Below are 19,759 nucleotides of genomic sequence, written 5' to 3'. Positions count from 1 at the left end.
TTGAGCTCCGAGCACGATCGAAGCGGGCCCGCCATTCCCTCAGGGGAAGGCGGGCCCGCTTTTTCGGTACCCACCAGATTTAGGCTCGACATCTCCTACGACGGCACGCACTTCTCCGGGTGGGCGCGTCAACCGGGTATCCGCACCGTCTGCGGAGTGCTCGAGGAAGCCTTCACCACGGTGTTGCGGCAGCCGATCGAGCTGACCGTGGCGGGCCGAACCGACGCGGGAGTCCACGCAACGGGTCAGGTGGCGCACTTCGATGCCGTCGACGTTTCGGACGATCACGACAGGCTGGTCCGGCGAATGGCCCGGTTTCTGCCCACCGATGTTCGAGTGCGAGCCATCAGCACCGTCTCCTCTGATTTCGACGCGCGGTTCTCGGCGTACCGCAGGCACTACGAGTACCGATTCGGCACGGCGCTCTACGGCGTCAACCCCCTCGACGTGGCCGGTGTCGTCTCGTGGCCGAGGCCCATCGATCTCGGTGCGGTGCAGGAGGCATCCGCGAGATTGATCGGTCTGCACGATTTCGCCGCGTTCTGCAAGCGACGTGACGGGGCGACCACCGTTCGAGAACTGCAGCGGTTCGACTGGGAGCGCGACGGCGATCGACTCACCGCGTACGTCAGTGCCGACGCATTCTGCTGGTCGATGGTCCGCAGTCTCGTCGGTGCCATGCAGGCCGTGGGGGAAGGTCGGCGAACTCCCGACTGGGCGCAGTCGCTGTTGACGCGCCGCGAGAGAGCGAGCGAGGTGGCCGTGGCTCCGGCGCACGGCTTGTCCTTGGTTCGAGTCGACTATCCACCGGCCGACGAACTGGCCGCCCGTAACGCGGCCACCCGCGAGGTGAGATCGGCGATCACCGGCGACGGTTGCTGTGGGGGAGAGGGCTGACCGAACGCCCCCGGGTCTACTGTCGAAGCGATGAAGCCGATACAGCTCGCCGTCGTCGTCGGTAGTGTGCGCGCCGGTCGAGTGGGACCGACCGTCGCTTCCTGGGTTCGAGGTGTTGCCGCCGAACGCGCCACCGTCGAGGTGGTCGAGGTGGTCGAGGTCGACTTGGCCGATTTCGATCTGCCGAACTCGCTCGTTCCGTGCGAGGACTCCGAGCGCTTCACCCGGACCGTCGGCGGCGCCGACGCCTTCGTGTTCGTCACCCCCGAGTACAACCACGGCGTGCCCGGTGCGTTGAAGACCGCCCTGGACACGGTGAAGTACGAGTGGCGTGGCAAGCCGGTGGGATTCGTCTCGTACGGTGGGCTCGGCGGGGGAATTCGAGCCACCGAACAGCTACGGCAGATCACCGCCGAACTGCACATGGTCTCCGTCCGAGACGTCGTGTCGCTGCATCGGGTGCGCAAGCGGTTCGACGAGTCGGGACGGATCGACGACGCAGCCGCCGTCGACGGCCTCGGGCGTCTTCTCGACCAGCTCGAGTGGTGGGCGGACGCGGTGGCAGGCGCTCGTGGGCGGGCCGACTACCCCGGTTGAGGATCGGTCAAGCACGCACGGCGGGGCGCAGGCTCCGGGGCCGGCCGATGAACGCCGTCTCCTGAGGAATCGTGACAAGCGTCAACTCGACGTCGAGTGGACCGGACCGGACTCGAATTCGATCACCCGACGCATGGGGCTGGACGATCGTCAGATCCGGTTCCGGTCGCGGGGTGCTTGGCTCCTGCTCGGTGTGGCCGATCCGCGGCACGTGCTCGGACAACGAGATCACGGTGACGCCCGAAAGTTCCTGTTGCGCAAGGGGTGCCGAACCGTCGGCGAAGTCGGTGAGGATCACGTCGTACGACGGGCGGGAACGGAACGTGGTGCCGTCGACCAGTAGTCGATCGGGAGCACCGATGGCGTCGAGGAGCGCTCGCCAGGCATGGGGGCGGTCGGTGCGGACGAGGACTCTGGCACCGGTGGCGATGGCGCGGAAGAGCAGTTGCTGAGCGAGGTAGAGCTCTCCGACGACCCGAACCCGACTCAGACCCGGTCCGAACAGCCGGACCGCGACGCCGTGTCCGCCGGCGTCGGATCCCAGCAGCTGGCCGCAGCCACTCACCGGTAGCAACAACTCGTCGACCGACGAGATATCGAGAACTCGGCTGGGAGACAACGACTTCGGTACGGGTATGGCCAACGGAAGCTGTGCGAGGATGCCGTCGCGTTGACTTGCGCTCATCGAGGTCAACGCGTGTACACGAGGCTTCGTGATCGGTGTCCGGGCGGAGAAACTGCACGACCCACGCACGCGCACCTTCCCGGTGTCGCGGGTCGGCTGCAGGTGGAACGACATCGTCGTTCCGAGTGACGGTGTTGCCCACAGGGTGGCGATGTCCTCGGCAGTGATTGCGCTGCAATCGATTCCGAACACCGTGCTCGACGCACCCGGCAGGGGTGCTGTCGACCATGTCTGGGTCAGATCGTCGATACCGACCCCTCGGCACAGGTGCAACACGGCCGACCGAAGCTCGGAACCCGTCAACAGTCGCGAGGACAGACCGTGGGCGTGCAGAGCGCGAAGGACCCGCGTGGTCGCAACGACAGCGGTACGGGCGGCTCCGGCTCTCCCTCCGCCTCTGACCTCGATCGCCCGAGCATTCGCGCGCAGGTCGAGAGTCACTGCTACCCAGACGGTTCGCACCGCTACCGCAGGCAGCGGACCGATGAGTCCCTCGTAGACCTCGGTGGCGACCGAACCTGCCGAGCTGCGGCAGCCGAGTGCGACGACGTCGATCGCGCGGACCTCGATGTCGTGCTGCCGCAGACACGACGCCAACGCATCGACGGGAAGTGCGTGCTGTGTAGCGGCGCTCGCCCTGCCGAGGACCGTGGTGGCGTGCCGGGGCGGGACGATCTCGAGGGTGCAGGTGACGGTGTCGCGCTGCCAATGGACCCCGACCGGGCCGTCTGCGGTGCCGGTGTGTTCCGTGGTGACGCCGACAGCGGGGGAACGATCGGCGAGGAGCCGCCAGATGGACCGAACCCAGTCGACGACCGATCTGCGCCGGATCGCCACGAACGGAACGAGCGCCACCGCCGCAGCGACGAGCAGCACCGCCCAGGGCCGCATCTGCGCCGCGAACAGCGGCAGACCGATCGCCACGGCCGCGGTCTCGGCCACGATCACCCGCCGAACCGTGGGTGCGACGAAAGGAACGGCGGCTCGCCTACGCCCTGCCGAATCGGTACGCCTCATCGAAACCCTCCCCCCGAAGGTCACAGAGCCATCGACGACCGCAACACGGTCGCCGAGGTGTGCGGACGAACTGTACTGTGTCGCGTGACCCGAATGGGGATCGGGTCGTCTGCACAGTCCTGGGGAGGAATCGTGGCGTCGACGCCGACAACGAAGTGGCAGGTCGGCGGTTACCGCTTCCTCGTTCGCAGGATGGAACACGCGTTGATCAGGCGCGACGCTCGAATGCTGCACGATCCGATGAGGTCGCAGACGCGAGCGCTGCTGGTGGGTGTCGTCATCGCCTGCATCGGTTTGGCGGGATGCGCTGCCCTGGCACTGTTTCGGCCACAGGACAAGATCGGCGACGCATCGATCGTGGTCGGCAAGGACTCGGGCGCGATGTTCGTGAAAGTGGACGACGTGTTCCATCCGGTGCTCAATCTCGCATCGGCTCGATTGATCGTCGGCAAACCGGACGATCCGTCGACGGTCCAGGAATCCGAGTTGTCGTCACGACCTCGCGGCGCACTGGTGGGTATTCCCGGTGCACCGTCTGCGCTGCCGCACGACGGCGACGGCAACGCGCAGTCGTGGACCGTCTGCGACACCGTCGACCCGATCGCAGGAGTGACCTCGACGACGGTGCTGGTGGGCAGTCCTCGCTACGGCGACAGCACGGCTGCGCTCGCCGAGTCCGAGGCGTTCCTCTGGACATCCAACGGCACTGCGTATCTCGTGCACGACGGCACCAGATCGCCGGTCGACCTGAACAACAGGGCGGTGGTCCGCGCACTCGGACTCGAGGACGCGACACCGTCCCCTGTCAGTACGGGTCTGCTCAACTCCGTGCCCGAATCACCACCCATCGCAGCACCGTTCGTTCCCCGAGCAGGTGAGGCTCCCGCGTTCCCGTTCGACGGGCGGACGATCGGTTCGGTCGTCAAGGTCGCCGGGCGCGACGTCCAGTACTACGTGGTACTCGAGGACGGAATCCAGGCGATCGACGAAACAGCGGCCCTGCTCATCAAATTCACCGATTCGCAGGGCAGTCCGGATATCGCAGCCGTCAATCCCGACCTGCTCGCTGACGCACCCACAACCTCGTCCGGACTGGAGGTGTCGACGTTCCCGGCGACCACTCCCGAGATAGTCGATACCGGTGAGCGTCCTGTGGGCTGCCTGACGTGGGAGCCGCTCGCAGTGGCGGACGGCGGACCGTCTGCTCGACTGGTCGAGTCCGCCGGCCGTGGGTTGCCGCTCGAGACCGGTGCACTACCGGTTGCGTTGGCTCAGGCCGATGGGGGCGGTGACGCCGTCGACCAGGTCTATCTGGCACCCGGTAGCGGCGGGTTCGTACGCAGTACCGGCATCTCGACGTCGAGTACACGCCAGGGCAGCGTCTTCTTCGTGGCCGACACCGGAGTGCGCTACGGCGTCGATGGTCCCGAGGCCGCGTCGGCGCTGGGGTTCGGACCGCCGGCACCCGCACCATGGCAGATCCTCCAATTGCTCGGCAGCGGGCCCACTCTGGGGCGCGGGCAGGCACTGACGATGCACGACGGAGTCGGCCCCGACCCGCGGGCCGCCGCACTTCCGACGAAGTAGGGCCGGTTCAATCGGACCTACCCCGTCGGCGCAGTGGCACCGACAGGGCGAGCCCGAGCGCCAGGATCACCGCCACCAGCACCGAACCGGTGACCGCTGCGGTCCGCGGGCGATGATCCGGCGCAGGCGGTGGCAACGGCGCAGTCATCGCGACACTATCCGCAGGCACCGACAGGGGAGCAGCCGTCACCGAATCGGTCACCGCGGCAAGCGGATCGACGATGCCGTGGCCGACGAGGGGGTTCCACCCCTCGGACGGCGCATGCGCCGTTCGTTGGATCCGGTCCACCACCTCCAGCGCCGACAACTCGGGGCGGTGGTCGCGCACCAGAGCCGCCACCGCAGCAACGAGCGGTGCCGCAAAGCTCGTTCCGGTCATGGGAACGACGCCATCGGTGCCCCGGGTGCCGTTCGCCAGTCCGCTGCCCGTCGGCGACAGTGAGGTCATATTCGAACCAGGAGCCGCGACGTCGACCCATGGACCGCCCAGACTGAACGAAGATGGTGTGCCATCCGATTCGACCGAACCGACGGTCAACACGTCGTCGAACCACGCCGGAGTCGCGATGGTCGCGAAGGAGGCCCACGGGTCCGCGTCGGGCCGAAGCGGGTCCGACATCGGGTTCTGGGCCCGGCAGGCCGCGCTGCCGAGATTACCGGCTGCTGCAACGACGACGACGTTCTTCTCTCGGACGGCGTACTGCACGGCCGCACCGAGCGGACCGTCGGGCACACCGCCTCCGGCGGGCACGCAGGCGACCTCGGAGATGTTGATGACCGAGGCCCCCGCGTCCACCGCAGTTCGGATGGCCATGGCCATCGTGCGTACGTTGCCGTAGCCGGCGGCGTTCTCCGGCTCGCCCGCCTGCTCCTCCTCCGACCTGTTGTCGACGATCTGAAAGACATTGCTGGACTGACGAATCGACAGAATTCGTGCATCGGGTGCGCCTCCGGCGAATCCGCTGCCCGGTGCGGTCTGTGCGGCGATCAGGCCGGCGACCATCGTCCCGTGCGCATCGCAGTCGAACAACCCGTCACCTGCGCTGACGTAGTCACCGCCGGCGATCAGACCCGGTAGGCGTGGATGAGCGGTGACTCCGGTGTCGATGACGGCGACCACTTGACCTGCCCCACGGGTGATCGGCCAGACCGATGCGAAGTCGAGCGCCCCCAGCGCGGTCGGCACGTCCTGGGCGTCGATCGCCGCGGACGGAAGGGCGCAGGCATTCTTCTGTTCCGTGGGTTCGAGAGGGCCGGGAGGACTCGGCGGAGGCAGCTGGAACGGGTCGATCACCGGACGTTCGGCACCTGCCGGATACACCCCGATGACCGCGTTCGAAAACAGGGCGAGAGCAGTGAACGTCGCGATGGCGATCGTTCGCTGCCGGCGCGGTGTCACAGCCCGCGGACGACGCTGTACAGACCGCACACCCACACTGCGATCGGAATGACCAGGGCGATGGCCGCGTATTCCAGCAGTTCGGCCGACCGCCGCATCACCGGCGAGTACGTGCGTGTGGGCACGAAAGCTCCGAAGATCGATGCCGTCACCGCGCCGGCCAGTGCCGCACCGAACAGGGCGAGCGCGTGTTCGGGCAACGCAACGAGCGCACCGATCGACAGCGCCAGCAGAATCGTCGTTCCCCCTGCAACCAACGGAACTGCATGCGTCACCACCGCATAGGTGCGTCCGCGCAGAAGCAGGACGAGCGCACACAATGCCGCGAGCGCGACCCCCGGCCACCGCACGCCGCCGTCGGAATCGGCTGCTGCCGCAACCAGCACGCCCGCCACGACAGCGACAGTGAACGCCGACAGCAGGCCGCACAGACAGCTACGCGCCACAGCTGCGGAGGCCTGCAGATCCGCGAACGAGATCGCGTCGAGCTCGGCTTCCTCGACCGTGTCCAGCGGTGCTCCTGCGGTGGGAACCGGTGGAAGCGGCAACTTGGCCTGCATCATCGACACCCGGGCAGAGAGCGCAATTCCCGCTAGGCCGGTGAGAGCGACCGCGGTGCCGATCGACGGTTGGGGCACGGTGGTGAAAAGCGCGCACACCGACGCGGCGAACGTCAGAACTGCGAGCACGATCGCAGCGGTGAACAGTGCGAACCCGGTCCCGCCGATGCGAAGGGACAGCAGAGCCACAGCGCCCGCCATGGCCGAACCCAGCATCAGCTGAGCCGCACCGAACTCCCCGGGTACCAGCACAGTTCCGCCGGTGAACATCAGCGCTACGGCACATCCGCCGAAGACGACAGCGACGGCGTACTGGTCGTACACCCGCCCCAGAATCACCCCCGCGATCGCGAAGAGAATCGACGCAGTGACGGCAGCGAATCCCTCGACGACACTGCCGACATGCTCGGCTCCCGCACGGATCGGCTCACGCACCAGGACCACGCATGCCACCAACACCGACAGACCGGTGACGACCGAACCCACCGTGCGCGCCGTACGCGCAGTCCACTGCCGAACATCGTCACCACCCGACCGTGCAACCGAATACATGAGGTCGTCGAACAGGGGAACCGGAGCGGGCCGCTCGGCCACACCCAGCACGAGCAATTCCCCGTCGCGCACCGACAGCTCGGCCAACGTCGCAGTCGGCGACAACGGTGGAAACCCGATCCGCGCAAGCGTCCACGCCACCGGCAACCCGTCCGACACGGGATCCCCGTCGCTCGGCTCACCGCGTCCCGAATCAGGCCGCACTCCCGCTCTCCCGGGTCGTTCCGCGGGCTCCACTCCCGCTCTCCCGGGTCGTTCCGCGGGCTCCACTCCCGCTCTCCCGGGTCGTTCCGCGGGCTCCACTCCCGCCGCCGCAATCATGTCGACGATTCCCGGAACGAGAAGGGAAACAGGAACGTCGATCGGCAGCGCCATGTCCACCTGCGTGGACCTGGCCAACACCGTCACCCGACAGACGTCCTGCGCGAAGACGGACTGTGCGCCCGATGCCCGCCGACTCGCGTCCGGCGCGGTGGGCGACTGTGTCGGATCGGCAGGTGCCGTGCGCGGTGGCACAATGCCGGCCGATGGACGGCTGACGGCGCGTGTCATGAAGATCCCCCCGGATACGTACGATTCGCGTGCCGATGCCCGCCCCAGTGGGCATCGGTGTCCAAACCTTACGACATCGCTGAGACAAGCAACCGGTCGTCGGAATCCACCTGCGACGTGCGCAGCTCTCAGGCAGGAACCAGATCGCTGACCTGTGCGAGCAACTCGAACGAGCGAAGCCACGACGCGCGGTCGGACACACCGGACGCGACGATCAGCTCGTCCGCCCCTGTGCGTTCGGCGAATCGATCGAGATAGTCCTTCACCATGTCAGGAGTGCCCACCGCCGAGTACTTGGTCATGTTCGCGATCTGTTGACCCGCAGGCGCTTCGAGGACCATGTCGGCTTCCTCGTCGGTGAAGGTTCGGCCGCGGCCGAGCAGCAGACTGACGCGACTGCGCTTGGTGCGCAGGAACTGAGCCTGTGCCTCGGCCATCGAATCGGCCGCGATCACGTTCACACCCACGATCAGGTGCGGCTCCGACAGTTGCGCGGACGGTCGGAAGTCTCGCCGATAGATCTCGACGGCCTGCTCGAGGGCGTCGGGTGCGAAGTGCGACGCGAAAGCATAGGGCAGGCCGAGTGCGGCCGCGAGCTGCGCGCCGAACAGCGAGGACCCGAGGATGTACAGCGGTACCTCGGTACCCGCGCCGGGAGTCGCACTCACTCCGGGAATCAGGGACTCCGCCGACAGGTAGCCCTGCAGTTCCTGGACATCCTGGGGAAAGCGATCGGCCGACGCGGGATCTCGCCGCATCGCCCGCATCGTCACCTGGTCGCTGCCGGGGGCGCGGCCGAGACCCAGATCGATCCGTCCCGGGTGCAGCGTCGCCAGAGTGCCGAACTGCTCGGCGATGGTCAGCGGCGCGTGATTGGGAAGCATGATCCCGCCGGATCCGAGCCGGATTCGCTCGGTGTTGGCAGCGACATGCGCGATGAGCACCGACGTGGCCGACGACGCGATCGTCTTCATGTTGTGGTGCTCGGCGTACCAGATGCGTCGGTATCCCCAGTTCTCGGCATGCTGAGCGAGAGTGACGCTTGCATCGAAGCTGTCGCGGACTGTTTCGCCCTCGCCCACATGAGCGAGATCGAGGATGGACAAGGGTACGGACACGGTTGGGGCCAGCCTTTCGTTCGTCGAGCACGCGGCAGAAGAGCCACATCGATGTGCAACGGCGTCGGGCAGCGTTCTATTTCTCGACCGTCCGACGGGCGTGACGGCAGCTGTGGACCGGCCGGTCTTCGATGCGTTAGCCTGTCGTCCTGCGGCCTCGGGGGGAGGCCGCCGCGATGGGGTTCTGGGGGCGTGGCCGTGGGGGCGGATCGATGAGTACCGTGCGCTTCGTTCGCGGTGCCAGACGGGAAGTGCCTCGATCTCCCGGCGGTGAAGTCACCCTGCAGTCGCCACCCGAGATCCCGCGCGCGGTGCCGGGCAATCTGCTGATGAAGCTGATGCCGCTGGTGATGGTGGCCGCGATGGTGGGGATGGTCGCGCTGATGTTCACCTCCGGGGCAGCGGCGAACCCGATGATGTTGATGTTCCCGGCCATGATGTTGATGTCCATGGTGGGGATGTTGGCAGGCGGCGGGAAGTCGGGCGGAGCGCGTGCGGCCGAGGCGAACGAGGATCGCAAGGACTACCTCCGCTATCTGGATCAGCTCCGCCGCGACGTCGCCGAGACCGAGCGCGCACAACGCAGAGCCCTCGAATGGAGTCACCCGGCACCCGAGACGTTGTGGTCGATCGCCGGAACCGAGCGCATGTGGGAACGGCGACTGTCGGATCCGGATTTCGCGCACGTACGAGTCGGCTGTGGGGATCAGCGGCTCGCCACTCGACTGGTTCCGCCGGAGACCGGGCCGGTGGAAGAACTCGAACCCGTCTCGGCAGTGTCTCTGCGCCGCTTCGTGCGAGCTCATTCGGTGGTGGCCGCGCTGCCGACCGCGGTGTCACTGAGAGGATTCGCGGCGCTGTCCGTATCGGGAGATCGCGACGCGGCCCGGGCGATGGTGCGCGCGATGTTGGCCTCGCTGTGCAGCTTTCACGGACCCGACCATGTCGCTGTCGCGATCGTCTGCGGGCCGGACACCGTGCAGCAATGGGAGTGGGCCAAGTGGCTCCCGCACACTCAGCACGACGCTCTGCGCGACGGTGCCGGGTCCGCTCGGATGATCTTCGGCAGCTTCCTCGAACTCGAGGGAGCACTCGGCGACGTGCTGTCCATGCGCAATCGGTTTGCGCGCGGAGCTGTTCCCGTCGCAGGCGTCGTGCAGTTGGTGATCGTGGTGGACGGCGGGCTTCTGGACAACCGATCGACCGATCTCACCGACACGGGCCTCGATTCCGTCACGATCATCGATCTGTCCGGCCTGTGTCCCGGACTCGCCGCATCGCGTGGCCTTCGGCTGTTCGCCGAGAACGGATCCATCGGAGCGGTCAGCGGAACCACGGTCGAGGTGTTCGCCGTCGCGGATTCGATGAGCACCACCCAGGCGCACACCGTGGCTCGACGCCTGTCGCCGTATCGTGCGCCGTCGTCCTCGTCCGTCGTCGATGTCGTCGACGACGGCGGAGTCCCGATCTCGGGATGGAACAGCCTGGTCGGTATCGCCGATGTCGGTGCACTCGACACGGACCGAGCGTGGACGACGCGGCGCGGACGCGAGAGGCTGCGGGTACCGATCGGTGTCGCCCCCGACGGCAGCGCCGTCGAGATCGATCTGAAGGAATCCGCCGAGAACGGTATGGGACCTCACGGATTGTGCATCGGGGCAACGGGTTCGGGAAAATCGGAGTTCCTCCGCACGCTCGTGCTGGGCTTGGTGTCGACTCACTCGCCGGACCAGCTGAACCTGGTGCTCGTCGATTTCAAGGGCGGTGCGACGTTCGCAGGCCTGGAGTCGGCACCGCACGTGGCCGCGGTCATCACCAACCTGTCCGAGGACCTGGCGTTGGTGGATCGAATGCGCGATGCGCTGGCCGGTGAGATGAACCGTCGGCAGGAATCGCTGCGTTCGGCCGGCAACTTCGCGAACGTCTCCGACTACGAGAGGGCACGAGCCGCGGGAGCGGATCTGGCACCGATGCCCGCCTTGTTCGTGGTGGTCGACGAATTCTCGGAATTGCTCAGCCAGCAACCGGAATTCGCCGAGTTGTTCGTCGCGATCGGTCGGCTCGGGCGTTCTCTGCACATGCATCTGCTGCTCGCCAGCCAGCGCCTCGAAGAAGGCAAGTTACGCGGTCTCGACAGTCACCTGTCCTACCGAATAGGCCTGAAGACGTTCTCCGCGAACGAGTCTCGGTCGGTGCTCGGAGTTCCCGACGCCTATCATCTGCCGGCACAACCGGGTGCGGGCTACCTCAAGTGCGATTCGGCCGAGATCGTCAGGTTTGCCGCGGCGTACGTCTCCGGCCCGTACTCGCCGCCGCGTTCCGGTCCTGGCGTTCGGCCCTCACTCGGAGGCGACATCGGGCCGAGGCCCTTCACCGCCTACGCGGTACCGCTCGACTCGGTCGATCTCGGCCGCATCGAGGCTGCCACTGCGCCCGAGGCAGAACCGGATCCGGTCGACTCCCGGAGCACCGGCCCGACGGTGTTGGATGTGGTCGTCGGACGAATTCGGGGTCGCGGAACGCCGGCCCACGAGGTGTGGTTGCCGCCGCTGGACACCGCACCGACGTTGAACCGGTTGCTGCCCGACTCGGTTCTGACCGAGCGCATCGGTCCGCTCGCCGCCCTGCGTGCCCCGATCGGCATCATCGACCGGCCTTTCGATCAGCGCCGTGATCTGCTAACCGTCGATCTGTCCGGTGCTGCGGGCCACGTCGCCATCGTCGGTGCCCCGCAATCGGGTAAGTCGACGGCGCTTCGGTCGTTGATCCTGGCGCTCGCGATGACGCATTCGCCGGCGCAGGTCCAGTTCTACTGCCTGGATTTCGGCGGCGGAACGCTGGCCGGGCTGGCCGATCTGCCGCACGTCGGATCGGTGGCCAACCGGCTCGATGTCGACCGGGTTCGGCGGACCGTGGCCGAGGTCGCCGGCGTCGTTCGGCAGCGAGAGAAGACCTTCCGTGATCGCGGGATCGACTCGATGGCGGAGTTCCGACGGCGTCGTGCAGCGCACCCCGTCGACCCCGAGGATCGGTTCGGTGACGTCTTTCTCGTCATCGACGGCTGGCCGTCCATCAGGTCCGATTTCGAGAGTCTCGAACAGCAGATCGCAACCTTGACGACGCAGGGCCTCGCCTTCGGTCTGCATCTGATCCTCACCGCCTCTCGGTGGGCGGAAGTTCGGCCCGCGACCAAGGACCTGATCGGTACTCGACTGGAACTGCGGCTGGGAGATCCGTCGGATTCGGACATGGGCCGAGCCAAGGCCGCGAGAGTTCCCGAAGGGCGTCCGGGCCGGGGTATGACCAGGGACGGGCTGCATCTGCTGATCGCACTTCCACGAGTGGACGACGTCTGTTCCGTCGACGGACTCTCTCGCGCGGTCGGTGAGTCGGTCGCCGCGATCGCGGCTGCATCTGCGGGAACCCCGGCACCGCCGGTGCGCATGCTGCCCGAGCTGCTCGAACGATCCGCGATCGTCGATCGGCTCGGTGATACGTGGCCACGAATCCGCGGCGGTATCCCCGAGCTCGGAGTTCCCATCGGCATCGACGAAGCCGAGTTGGCACCGGTCGTGGTCGATTTCGCGGAGAATCCACACTTCGTCGTGTTCGGTGACAGCGAGTGCGGCAAGACTTCTCTGTTGCGCGGAATCTGTCGATCGCTCGTCGAGGCCAACTCGTCCGACACCGTCAAACTCGTCGTCGCGGACTACCGCCGAACTCTCCTCGGCGCAGTCGATTCCGAGCATCTGGCCGGGTACGCGGCCTCGCAGGCGACGCTGACGGCCATGCTCGTCGACCTCGCGGGCCGCATGGCCGACCGCATGCCGGGGGCGGACGTGACCCAGCAGCAGCTTCGCGAGCGGTCGTGGTGGAACGGCCCCGAGGTGTTCGTCGTCGTCGACGATTACGATCTGGTCGCCACGTCGTCGGGAAATCCGTTGGCTCCGTTGGTGGAACACCTTCCCCATGCACGAGACATCGGGCTGCATCTCATCGTGGCGCGTCGTTCCGGCGGGGCAGGCCGGGCGCTGTTCGACCCGGTGATCGGACGGTTGCGCGATCTGGTCACGCCGGGACTGGTCATGAGCGGAAGCCGCGACGAAGGGAATCTGCTCGGGACGGTACGTCCCAGTGCCATGCCGCCCGGACGTGGGGTGTTCGTCGACCGCTCGGGCCAGGCACTAGTTCAGCTCGGACATTCGAGTTGACGAGCCCCTCGTGGCGTTATGCCGCAGTGCATCTGGGCTACACGCAGATCTCCGTCGTCGCGACGGCCGGAGCCTTCGAGGGTCCGAGAGAGAGCGTCGGATCGGCGTTCGCCACGGCCGAGGGTGGTCGTCTTGTGTTCGGCCGGGGCACGGAGGGAGGCGAGATTTCGCCCCTGCTCTGTATCGACGATGCGTCGGTCCCGGTGGGGAGCTCGGTGTGGGACCGGGAGGCGGTACTGCACGGAATCGTGTGGTCGGCCCTGAACGGTGCCGGGGTGCACGACCGACTCGACGTGCTCGAGATCGCGTATCCGTCGACCTGGGGCGAGCAACGGACGGGCATCCTTCGTGCACTGTTCGCGACCTCGGCGAACGAGGTGGTGCTCGTGGAGACGGCCGAGGCGGCCCTGTCGTGGTCGGGTGAACGCGCGCCGTCCGCCGCGGTCGTCATCGAAGTCGGGCCTCTCGACACGTCCGTCGTCGTTCTCGACGAATCGGGGGCGCACGGCGGAGACACCGGCGCGATCCTGCCCTTCGGTACGGGTGACGACGACGGTTGGCGACGAGCGGTCGGGGAGTACGTCCGGTCGTCGGTCACGAACTGCCCCGACGAGGTGTACGTGGTGGCGGCGCCCCGCGCCGGAGAGGATCCCGTCGTCGATCACCCCACTCGATGGTTGACCGGACTCGATGTCGCCCGGTCGCTGTATCGGCGAGCCGGGGCGGATCTCGTCCCCGCGCCATCGGTCCGTGCTGCGACGACGCGATCGGCGGCATGGCTCGACGACGTGGCCGCCCCGCCGCGGCCGCGGGACAAGCGGCGTCCCCAGCTGCTCGCGGCCGTGAGTGCGGCGGCAGCGGTCATCGTATTCGTCTGCGCAGCTGTGTATTTCACCGGACGTCCTCCCGTTGCTTCAGATAGCGTTGCAGCGCAACCGTTGTCGCCTACCGAGGCCCCGAGTGCTGTGTCGTCCCTCGTCGAACCGCTACCGGCCACGACGACCGACCCGACGACGCCGGTCGAGACGGTGACGTTCGTGTCCGGGCGGGTGTCGATGCGGTTGCCGGACACCTGGACGAAGGTGGACGAAGCGGACCGCATGGTGCTGATTCCGCCGACCCCACCCGAGCGTCGGATCGTCGTCACCGTGGCAGAGCTGTCACCGGGTTCGACGCAGCAGCAGGTTGCCGACGAGCTTCGGTCGGCCATCGATGCCCGTGGGCCGGATTCCACCATCGGATCGCTCGAATCCACCCGCGATTTCGGCGGCCGCGTCGGGATCGCCTACACCGAGAGACCGATCGACGACTCGACGGTGCTCTGGCGCGTGTTCGTCCAGTCCGACCTTCAGGTCAGCATCGGCTGCCAGTTCGAGGGAGACGACGCGACGGTGATCGACGCCGAATGCGGTCAGGCAACGCAGACTTTGGACATCGTTGCGCCGTCGTGAGAGCGGCCCACAGTTTTTCGTGCACGGCCGGAACCGAATCGAGGGGTCGTTGCGTCCATGGAGATGTAGGGGAGTGAGCGGGCCGACAGTGGCCTCTCGGTCGATCGGCACGTGCGCCGCGGGTGCATGTGAATCGAGTATCGGAGACAAGGAGTCGAAGTGGGATATCCAGGGGGACCGGAAGTTACGGGTTCGTCGAACGGCGTCACGGTCACACCGCAGGAGCTCGTGGCCGCCGGTGCCACGATCGAAGGCCTGAGTGTGTCGATCAACGCGTCCAATTCGGCCGTTCGGTCGATCGTCGAGCAGACCGCCGAGGCGTGGGTCGGCAAGGCAGGCAAGTCTTTTCAGGACGTCATGGCTCAGTGGGACACCAGTGCGCAGAAGATGCGGAGCGCGCTCGAGCAGATCTCCGCGGACATCAAGACGAACGGCCACGGCTACTCGGACGCCGACGACGACAACGTGTCGGCCGTGAACCAGGTGGCCGGATCGCTGAATTCGGGACTGTCCTCGTTCACGTGAACGTGCATCCGGTGACCACACGACAATCCACACGACCACGCTCGACCAAGGAGACCGATCCGACATGAAATACGACTTCGCGCAGATCGCGGCGCTGACCGAGGCGATGAACAAGCAGGCGAACGTGACCAAGGACCTTCTCGGGGACGTGGACAGCACCGCGAAGCGGCTCTACCAGTCGTGGGAGGGCGACGCGATGACGTCCTACTACGAGCTGCAGCGTCAGTGGAGCTCTGCATCCGACGAGCTCAACCTCATTCTGTCGAGCCTCGTCGCGGCCGCCCGCACCGGTGGCGAGACGATGCACGGCGTCGAGATGGCCAACAAGGCGCGGATGGCTCGCTGACCCGTCGTCACGAAGAGTGGAAGCCCCGACCGAGACCTCGGTCGGGGCTTCCGTCTTCCTCCAGCTCGGTTCTCGTGAGCCGGAGAAATTGGTCACGACGACGGTCCGGGTGTCTACTGGTTCGGTGACGGACGTCGGAGCAGTACTGGGGGCCGAGCGGTCTCGTGCCGACCGTCGACTGGCGTCGCTTCGGGCCGAACTGGCGTCGGTGATCGAAGGATCGCGGCTGACCACCGACGACGACGAGCACGATCCCGAGGGGTCGACGATCGCGTTCGAGCGAGCGAAGATCGCCGCGCTGATCACCGACACCGAGTCGGAGATCCGCGAGATCGACGCGGCGGTCTCGCGGCTCACGGCCGGGACCTACGGTTCCTGCGAACGGTGCGGAAGCGAGATCCCGGCGATCAGGCTCGAGGCTCTTCCCGCTGCCCGTCGATGCATGCAGTGTGTGCGCCTGCGCTGACGAGGTCGACGAGTCGAGGCGTCGACGAGCGGAGGTGTTTTGACCTGGGCGTCCGCTCCCGGTATCGTTCCCCGTTGGCGTGTATGGGCTCGCCGCGTACTTCTGTGCGTATCGAGCTCTTGTCCTCGGGTCTCAACTGGCCGCCGAGGGCATCCACTCGTCTTGGCCAGCAGCGACATCATGAAGACAGGAATTTTCTGTGTCTACTTACGCCCCGAAGGCCGGGGACACCACCCGGACGTGGCATGTGATCGACGCCACGGACGTCGTGCTCGGACGCCTCGCCGTCCAGGCCGCGACTCTGCTCCGCGGTAAGCACAAGCCCACCTACGCACCCAACGTCGACGGTGGCGACTTCGTCGTCATCATCAACGCCGAGAAGGTTGCCATCAGCGGCAACAAGCTCGACGGCAAGTTCCACCACCACCACTCCGGCCATCCGGGCGGTCTGAAGTCGCGCTCGACCCGTCAGGTCCTCGAGAGCAACCCCGATCGTCTCGTGGAGAAGGCCGTCGTCGGCATGATCCCCAAGAACAAGCTCGGTAATGCCATCGCGAGCAAGCTGAAGGTCTACGCGGGACCGAACCACCCGCATGCCGCTCAGCAGCCCGTTCCGTTCGAGATCAAGCAGGTGTCCCAGTGACGGCGCCGGAGGGAAATGACGTGACGTCGCAGGAGAACATCGAAGAGATCGCCGCCGACGAGTTCGTGGCAGTCGAAGATCCCGAGGTCGTCTCGGACATCGAAGCCGCAGCCGCTCCGGCCCCGATCGTGTTCGATCGCCCGATCCAGACCGTCGGTCGCCGTAAGGAAGCCGTCGCTCGCGTTCGGCTGTCCTCGGGCACCGGCGGATTCAAGCTCAACGGCCGCACCCTCGAGGATTACTTCCCCAACAAGGTGCACCAGCAGCTGATCAAGGCTCCGCTCGTTCTGGTGGACCGCGCAGAGTCCTTCGACATCGTCGCGCTGCTGCACGGCGGCGGACCGTCGGGACAGGCAGGCGCACTGCGTCTGGCCATCTCGCGCGCACTGATCGAGCTCGCACCCGACGATCGCCCGCCGCTCAAGGCCGCGGGCTACCTCACGCGCGACGCGCGTGCAGTCGAGCGCAAGAAGTACGGCCTGAAGAAGGCCCGTAAGGCGTCGCAGTACTCCAAGCGCTGACGCGTCTTACCCGTTTCATCCCCGAGGGCAGGCATCCAGCAGTATCGGACGCCTGCCCTCGAGGCATTTTCCACCACATTCTCTCCGCTCGAAGGGGTCTTGGTTCATGGCGCGATTGTTCGGCACCGACGGAGTTCGGGGACTTGCGGGCGGGGTTCTGACCGCTGAGCTGGCGTTGAGGATCGCGCGAGCCGCAGCCGCCGTGTTGGCACCGAACGTCGACGGCGTCAGGGCCGTCGCAGTGGTCGGTCGTGATCCGCGGGTGAGTGGGGCGATGCTGAGCGCAGCCGTGTCCGCCGGACTCACCGCATCGGGTGTCGACGTGATCGACGTCGGCGTACTGCCCACACCCGCAGTCGCCTACCTCACCGCCGAATACGACGCGGCGCTCGGCGTGATGATCTCGGCGTCCCACAATGCGATGCCCGACAACGGAATCAAGATCTTCGCTGCCGGTGGACACAAGCTGGACGACGACGTCGAAGACCGGATAGAAGCTGCCCTCGATCCCGAGGGGCGCTCCCGGAACGACGAACAGCCGTACGACGCCACCGGTGCCGCGATCGGCCGTATCGAACTCGCGCACGACGCCGCGGCGCGCTACACCGACCATCTGGCCGGATCGGTATCGCATCGACTCGACGGCGTGACCGTCGTGGTCGATTGCTCGCACGGTGCCGCCTCGGTCGTCGGGCCCGAGATCTACCGGCGGGCCGGTGCGACGGTCGTGGCGATCAATGCAGAACCCGACGGTCTGAACATCAACGACGGGTGCGGGTCGACGCACCTGGAGGGTTTGCAGAAGGCCGTCGTCGAGCACGGAGCCGACCTCGGGATCGCGCACGACGGCGACGCGGACCGATGCCTCGCCGTCGATGCGTCGGGTTCCGTGGTGGACGGCGACGCGATCATGACGGTACTGGCCATCGCGATGCACGACGCGGGCCACTTGACCGACGACACGTTGGTCGCGACGGTGATGAGCAACCTCGGTCTGCACATTGCGATGCGCGAGGCCGGAATCACGTTGCGCACCACCGCGGTCGGAGATCGGTACGTGCTCGAGGAGTTGCGCCGCGGCGGCTTCGCGCTCGGTGGCGAGCAGAGTGGACACGTGGTGCTACCCGCGGTCGGAACGACCGGAGACGGGATCGCCACGGCGCTGCGACTGATGGAGCGGATGGCGCAGACCGGGCGTTCGCTCGCGGATCTGGCGTCGGCCATGCGGACCCTGCCGCAGGTGCTGATCAACGTGCGCGTGTCCGACAAAGCAGCGGTGGCGTCGGCACCGTCGGTGTCGGACGCGGTGGCGTCGGCCGAACGGGAACTCGGTGAATCGGGTCGAGTTCTGTTGCGCCCCAGCGGTACCGAGCAGTTGGTGCGTGTGATGGTCGAAGCGTCCGAACTCGACGTCGCGACCCGGCTCGCCGAGGAGCTGGCGGGCCGGGTCGCGTCGGTCTGACGTCTCAGGCGGTGAGTTCGCGCAGTGCGGTCAGCTGCGCGACGCGTCCTGCGGTGTTCTCGGCGAGCGGCGCGACGTTGAGAGTGGTCACACCGGCCTCGGCGAAAGCTGCCACTCGCTCCTTGACGAAGCTTTCCGGGCCGATGAGGTTGACCGCGCGAGCGAGCTCGTCGGGCACTGCCGCGGCGGCCTCCTCCTTCTTGCCTGCCAGGTACAGGTCCTGGATCTTCTCGGCCTCGGCCTCGTACCCGTATCGCTGGGCCAAGGAGTTGTAGAAGTTCTTGCCCTTGGCTCCCATGCCGCCGATGTACAGCGCCAGGTGTGGCTTGACCCAGGGGAGGTACTTCTCCGCATCCTCGCCGATGGCGAGGGTGGGACTTGCGAAGACCTGCAGTTCGCCGAGTGACGGGTCACGCTTGGCCTTGCCTGCGGCGAGCGACTCGCCCCACACGTCGGCGGCCTTCTCCGGGAAGTAGAAGATAGGCTGCCAACCTTCGGCGATCTCGGCGGTGAGTTCGACATTCTTGGGTCCGAGGGCGGCGATGACGACCGGAATGCGGTCGCGCACAGGGTGATTGATCAGCTTCAGGGGCTTGCCCAGGCCGGTTCCCCGGTCGGCGGGCAGTGGAATCTGGTAGTACTTGCCCTGGTGCTGCACCTTCTCGCGGCGCCAGACCTGGCGGCAGATCTCGATGACCTCGCGGGTTCGGGCGATGGGTGCGTCGTACTTGACGCCGTGGAAGCCCTCGACGACCTGTGGTCCCGACGCGCCCAGTCCGAGTACGAACCGGCCGTCGGAGACGTAGTCGAGACCGGCGGCGGTCATGGCGGTCAGTGACGGAGTCCTGGTGTAGATCTGGAAGATGCCGGAGGCGATCTTGATCGTGCTCGTCTTGGCCGCGAGGAACCCGAGTTGGCTGACGGCGTCGAACGAGTAGGCCTCGGGCACGAAAATGATGTCGAGACCCGCCTTCTCGAGCTCGGCCACCTCGGCGACGGTCTCGTTGAAACCACCGCTGTAGTTCAGCATCGTTCCGATGTGCATGGGACTCCTCGTTCGGTGAGCAGCTGGTGCAGCCACTTCAGGTACCTGTTACTGACATTTCACATCGGGACGTTACCGCTCTCTGCGGAACCGATGTGAGTCGGCGCACGTCATAGTGAGATAGG

The 19,759-nt window shown here is 66.7% G+C and carries 16 protein-coding genes; 11 read left to right on the top strand and 5 right to left on the bottom strand.

What is annotated here, in order from left to right:
* Both truA and CH274_RS17305 read left to right on the top strand, forming a co-directional pair.
* Entirely contained in the window at positions 1 to 897 is an 897-nt protein-coding gene (gene truA / locus CH274_RS17310; protein ID WP_094658313.1) for a tRNA pseudouridine(38-40) synthase TruA, read from the top strand.
* Between the two features lie 30 nt (positions 898 to 927).
* Positions 928 to 1,494 (top strand): NADPH-dependent FMN reductase, encoded by a 567-nt coding sequence (locus tag CH274_RS17305; protein WP_094658312.1) that lies wholly within the window; start codon positions 928 to 930, stop codon positions 1,492 to 1,494.
* Between the two features lie 7 nt (positions 1,495 to 1,501).
* Here CH274_RS17305 and eccE read toward each other — a convergent pair whose 3' ends face one another.
* Complete coding sequence (gene eccE / locus CH274_RS17300) at positions 1,502 to 3,196, bottom strand: type VII secretion protein EccE (protein WP_094658311.1); 1,695 nt, start codon at positions 3,194 to 3,196, stop codon at positions 1,502 to 1,504.
* Between the two features lie 93 nt (positions 3,197 to 3,289).
* Between eccE and eccB the strand changes: the two genes are divergently transcribed.
* The gene (eccB, locus tag CH274_RS17295; protein WP_256981003.1) at positions 3,290 to 4,783 is read left to right on the top strand and encodes a type VII secretion protein EccB; all 1,494 of its coding nucleotides are present in this window, start codon (positions 3,290 to 3,292) and stop codon (positions 4,781 to 4,783) included.
* A gap of 7 nt (positions 4,784 to 4,790) precedes the next feature.
* Here the strand turns inward: eccB and mycP are convergent, their stop codons facing one another.
* From mycP to CH274_RS17280, 3 genes are all read right to left on the bottom strand, one after another.
* Positions 4,791 to 6,128: a type VII secretion-associated serine protease mycosin gene (gene mycP, locus CH274_RS17290; protein WP_143546600.1), complete on the bottom strand. Its 1,338-nt coding sequence runs from the start codon at positions 6,126 to 6,128 to the stop codon at positions 4,791 to 4,793.
* Positions 6,129 to 6,178: 50 nt separating this feature from the next.
* Positions 6,179 to 7,846: a type VII secretion integral membrane protein EccD gene (gene eccD / locus CH274_RS17285; protein WP_094658309.1), complete on the bottom strand. Its 1,668-nt coding sequence runs from the start codon at positions 7,844 to 7,846 to the stop codon at positions 6,179 to 6,181.
* Positions 7,847 to 7,974: 128 nt separating this feature from the next.
* Positions 7,975 to 8,964: an LLM class flavin-dependent oxidoreductase gene (locus CH274_RS17280; RefSeq protein ID WP_032397521.1), complete on the bottom strand. Its 990-nt coding sequence runs from the start codon at positions 8,962 to 8,964 to the stop codon at positions 7,975 to 7,977.
* 212 nt (positions 8,965 to 9,176) lie between these two features.
* Between CH274_RS17280 and eccCa the strand changes: the two genes are divergently transcribed.
* From eccCa to glmM, 8 genes are all read left to right on the top strand, one after another.
* Positions 9,177 to 13,175 (top strand): type VII secretion protein EccCa, encoded by a 3,999-nt coding sequence (gene eccCa / locus CH274_RS17275; protein WP_094658308.1) that lies wholly within the window; start codon positions 9,177 to 9,179, stop codon positions 13,173 to 13,175.
* A complete protein-coding gene (locus CH274_RS17270; RefSeq protein ID WP_094658307.1) occupies positions 13,172 to 14,626 on the top strand; it encodes a type VII secretion-associated protein in 1,455 nt (484 codons plus the stop codon). The genes eccCa and CH274_RS17270 overlap by 4 nt, the downstream gene beginning before the upstream one ends.
* Positions 14,627 to 14,785: 159 nt before the next feature.
* Positions 14,786 to 15,151 carry a WXG100 family type VII secretion target gene (locus tag CH274_RS17265; protein WP_032397519.1) on the top strand — a complete coding sequence of 122 codons (366 nt, stop codon included), beginning with the start codon at positions 14,786 to 14,788 and terminating at the stop codon, positions 15,149 to 15,151.
* Positions 15,152 to 15,215: 64 nt separating this feature from the next.
* Complete coding sequence (locus tag CH274_RS17260; protein ID WP_032397518.1) at positions 15,216 to 15,497, top strand: WXG100 family type VII secretion target; 282 nt, start codon at positions 15,216 to 15,218, stop codon at positions 15,495 to 15,497.
* Positions 15,498 to 15,621: 124 nt separating this feature from the next.
* On the top strand, positions 15,622 to 15,963 hold the full coding sequence (locus tag CH274_RS17255; RefSeq protein WP_052050160.1) for a TraR/DksA C4-type zinc finger protein: 342 nt from the start codon (positions 15,622 to 15,624) through the stop codon (positions 15,961 to 15,963).
* A 199-nt stretch (positions 15,964 to 16,162) separates the two neighbouring features.
* Entirely contained in the window at positions 16,163 to 16,606 is a 444-nt protein-coding gene (gene rplM, locus CH274_RS17250; RefSeq protein ID WP_032397517.1) for a 50S ribosomal protein L13, read from the top strand.
* Positions 16,603 to 17,127, top strand: coding sequence for a 30S ribosomal protein S9 (gene rpsI, locus CH274_RS17245; protein ID WP_032397516.1), 525 nt, complete (start codon positions 16,603 to 16,605; stop codon positions 17,125 to 17,127). The genes rplM and rpsI overlap by 4 nt, the downstream gene beginning before the upstream one ends.
* A gap of 106 nt (positions 17,128 to 17,233) precedes the next feature.
* Positions 17,234 to 18,589, top strand: a complete 1,356-nt coding sequence (glmM, locus tag CH274_RS17240) for a phosphoglucosamine mutase (protein WP_094658306.1) — start codon at positions 17,234 to 17,236, stop codon at positions 18,587 to 18,589.
* A gap of 4 nt (positions 18,590 to 18,593) precedes the next feature.
* Here glmM and CH274_RS17235 read toward each other — a convergent pair whose 3' ends face one another.
* Positions 18,594 to 19,634: an LLM class F420-dependent oxidoreductase gene (locus CH274_RS17235; RefSeq protein ID WP_032397514.1), complete on the bottom strand. Its 1,041-nt coding sequence runs from the start codon at positions 19,632 to 19,634 to the stop codon at positions 18,594 to 18,596.
* Positions 19,635 to 19,759 lie beyond the last annotated feature (125 nt).

Source organism: Rhodococcus sp. 06-418-5 (assembly GCF_002258285.1).
Classification (GTDB): domain Bacteria; phylum Actinomycetota; class Actinomycetes; order Mycobacteriales; family Mycobacteriaceae; genus Rhodococcoides.
Note: the sequence above shows the minus strand (reverse complement) of the source record. Positions and strands in the feature narration are given on the sequence as shown.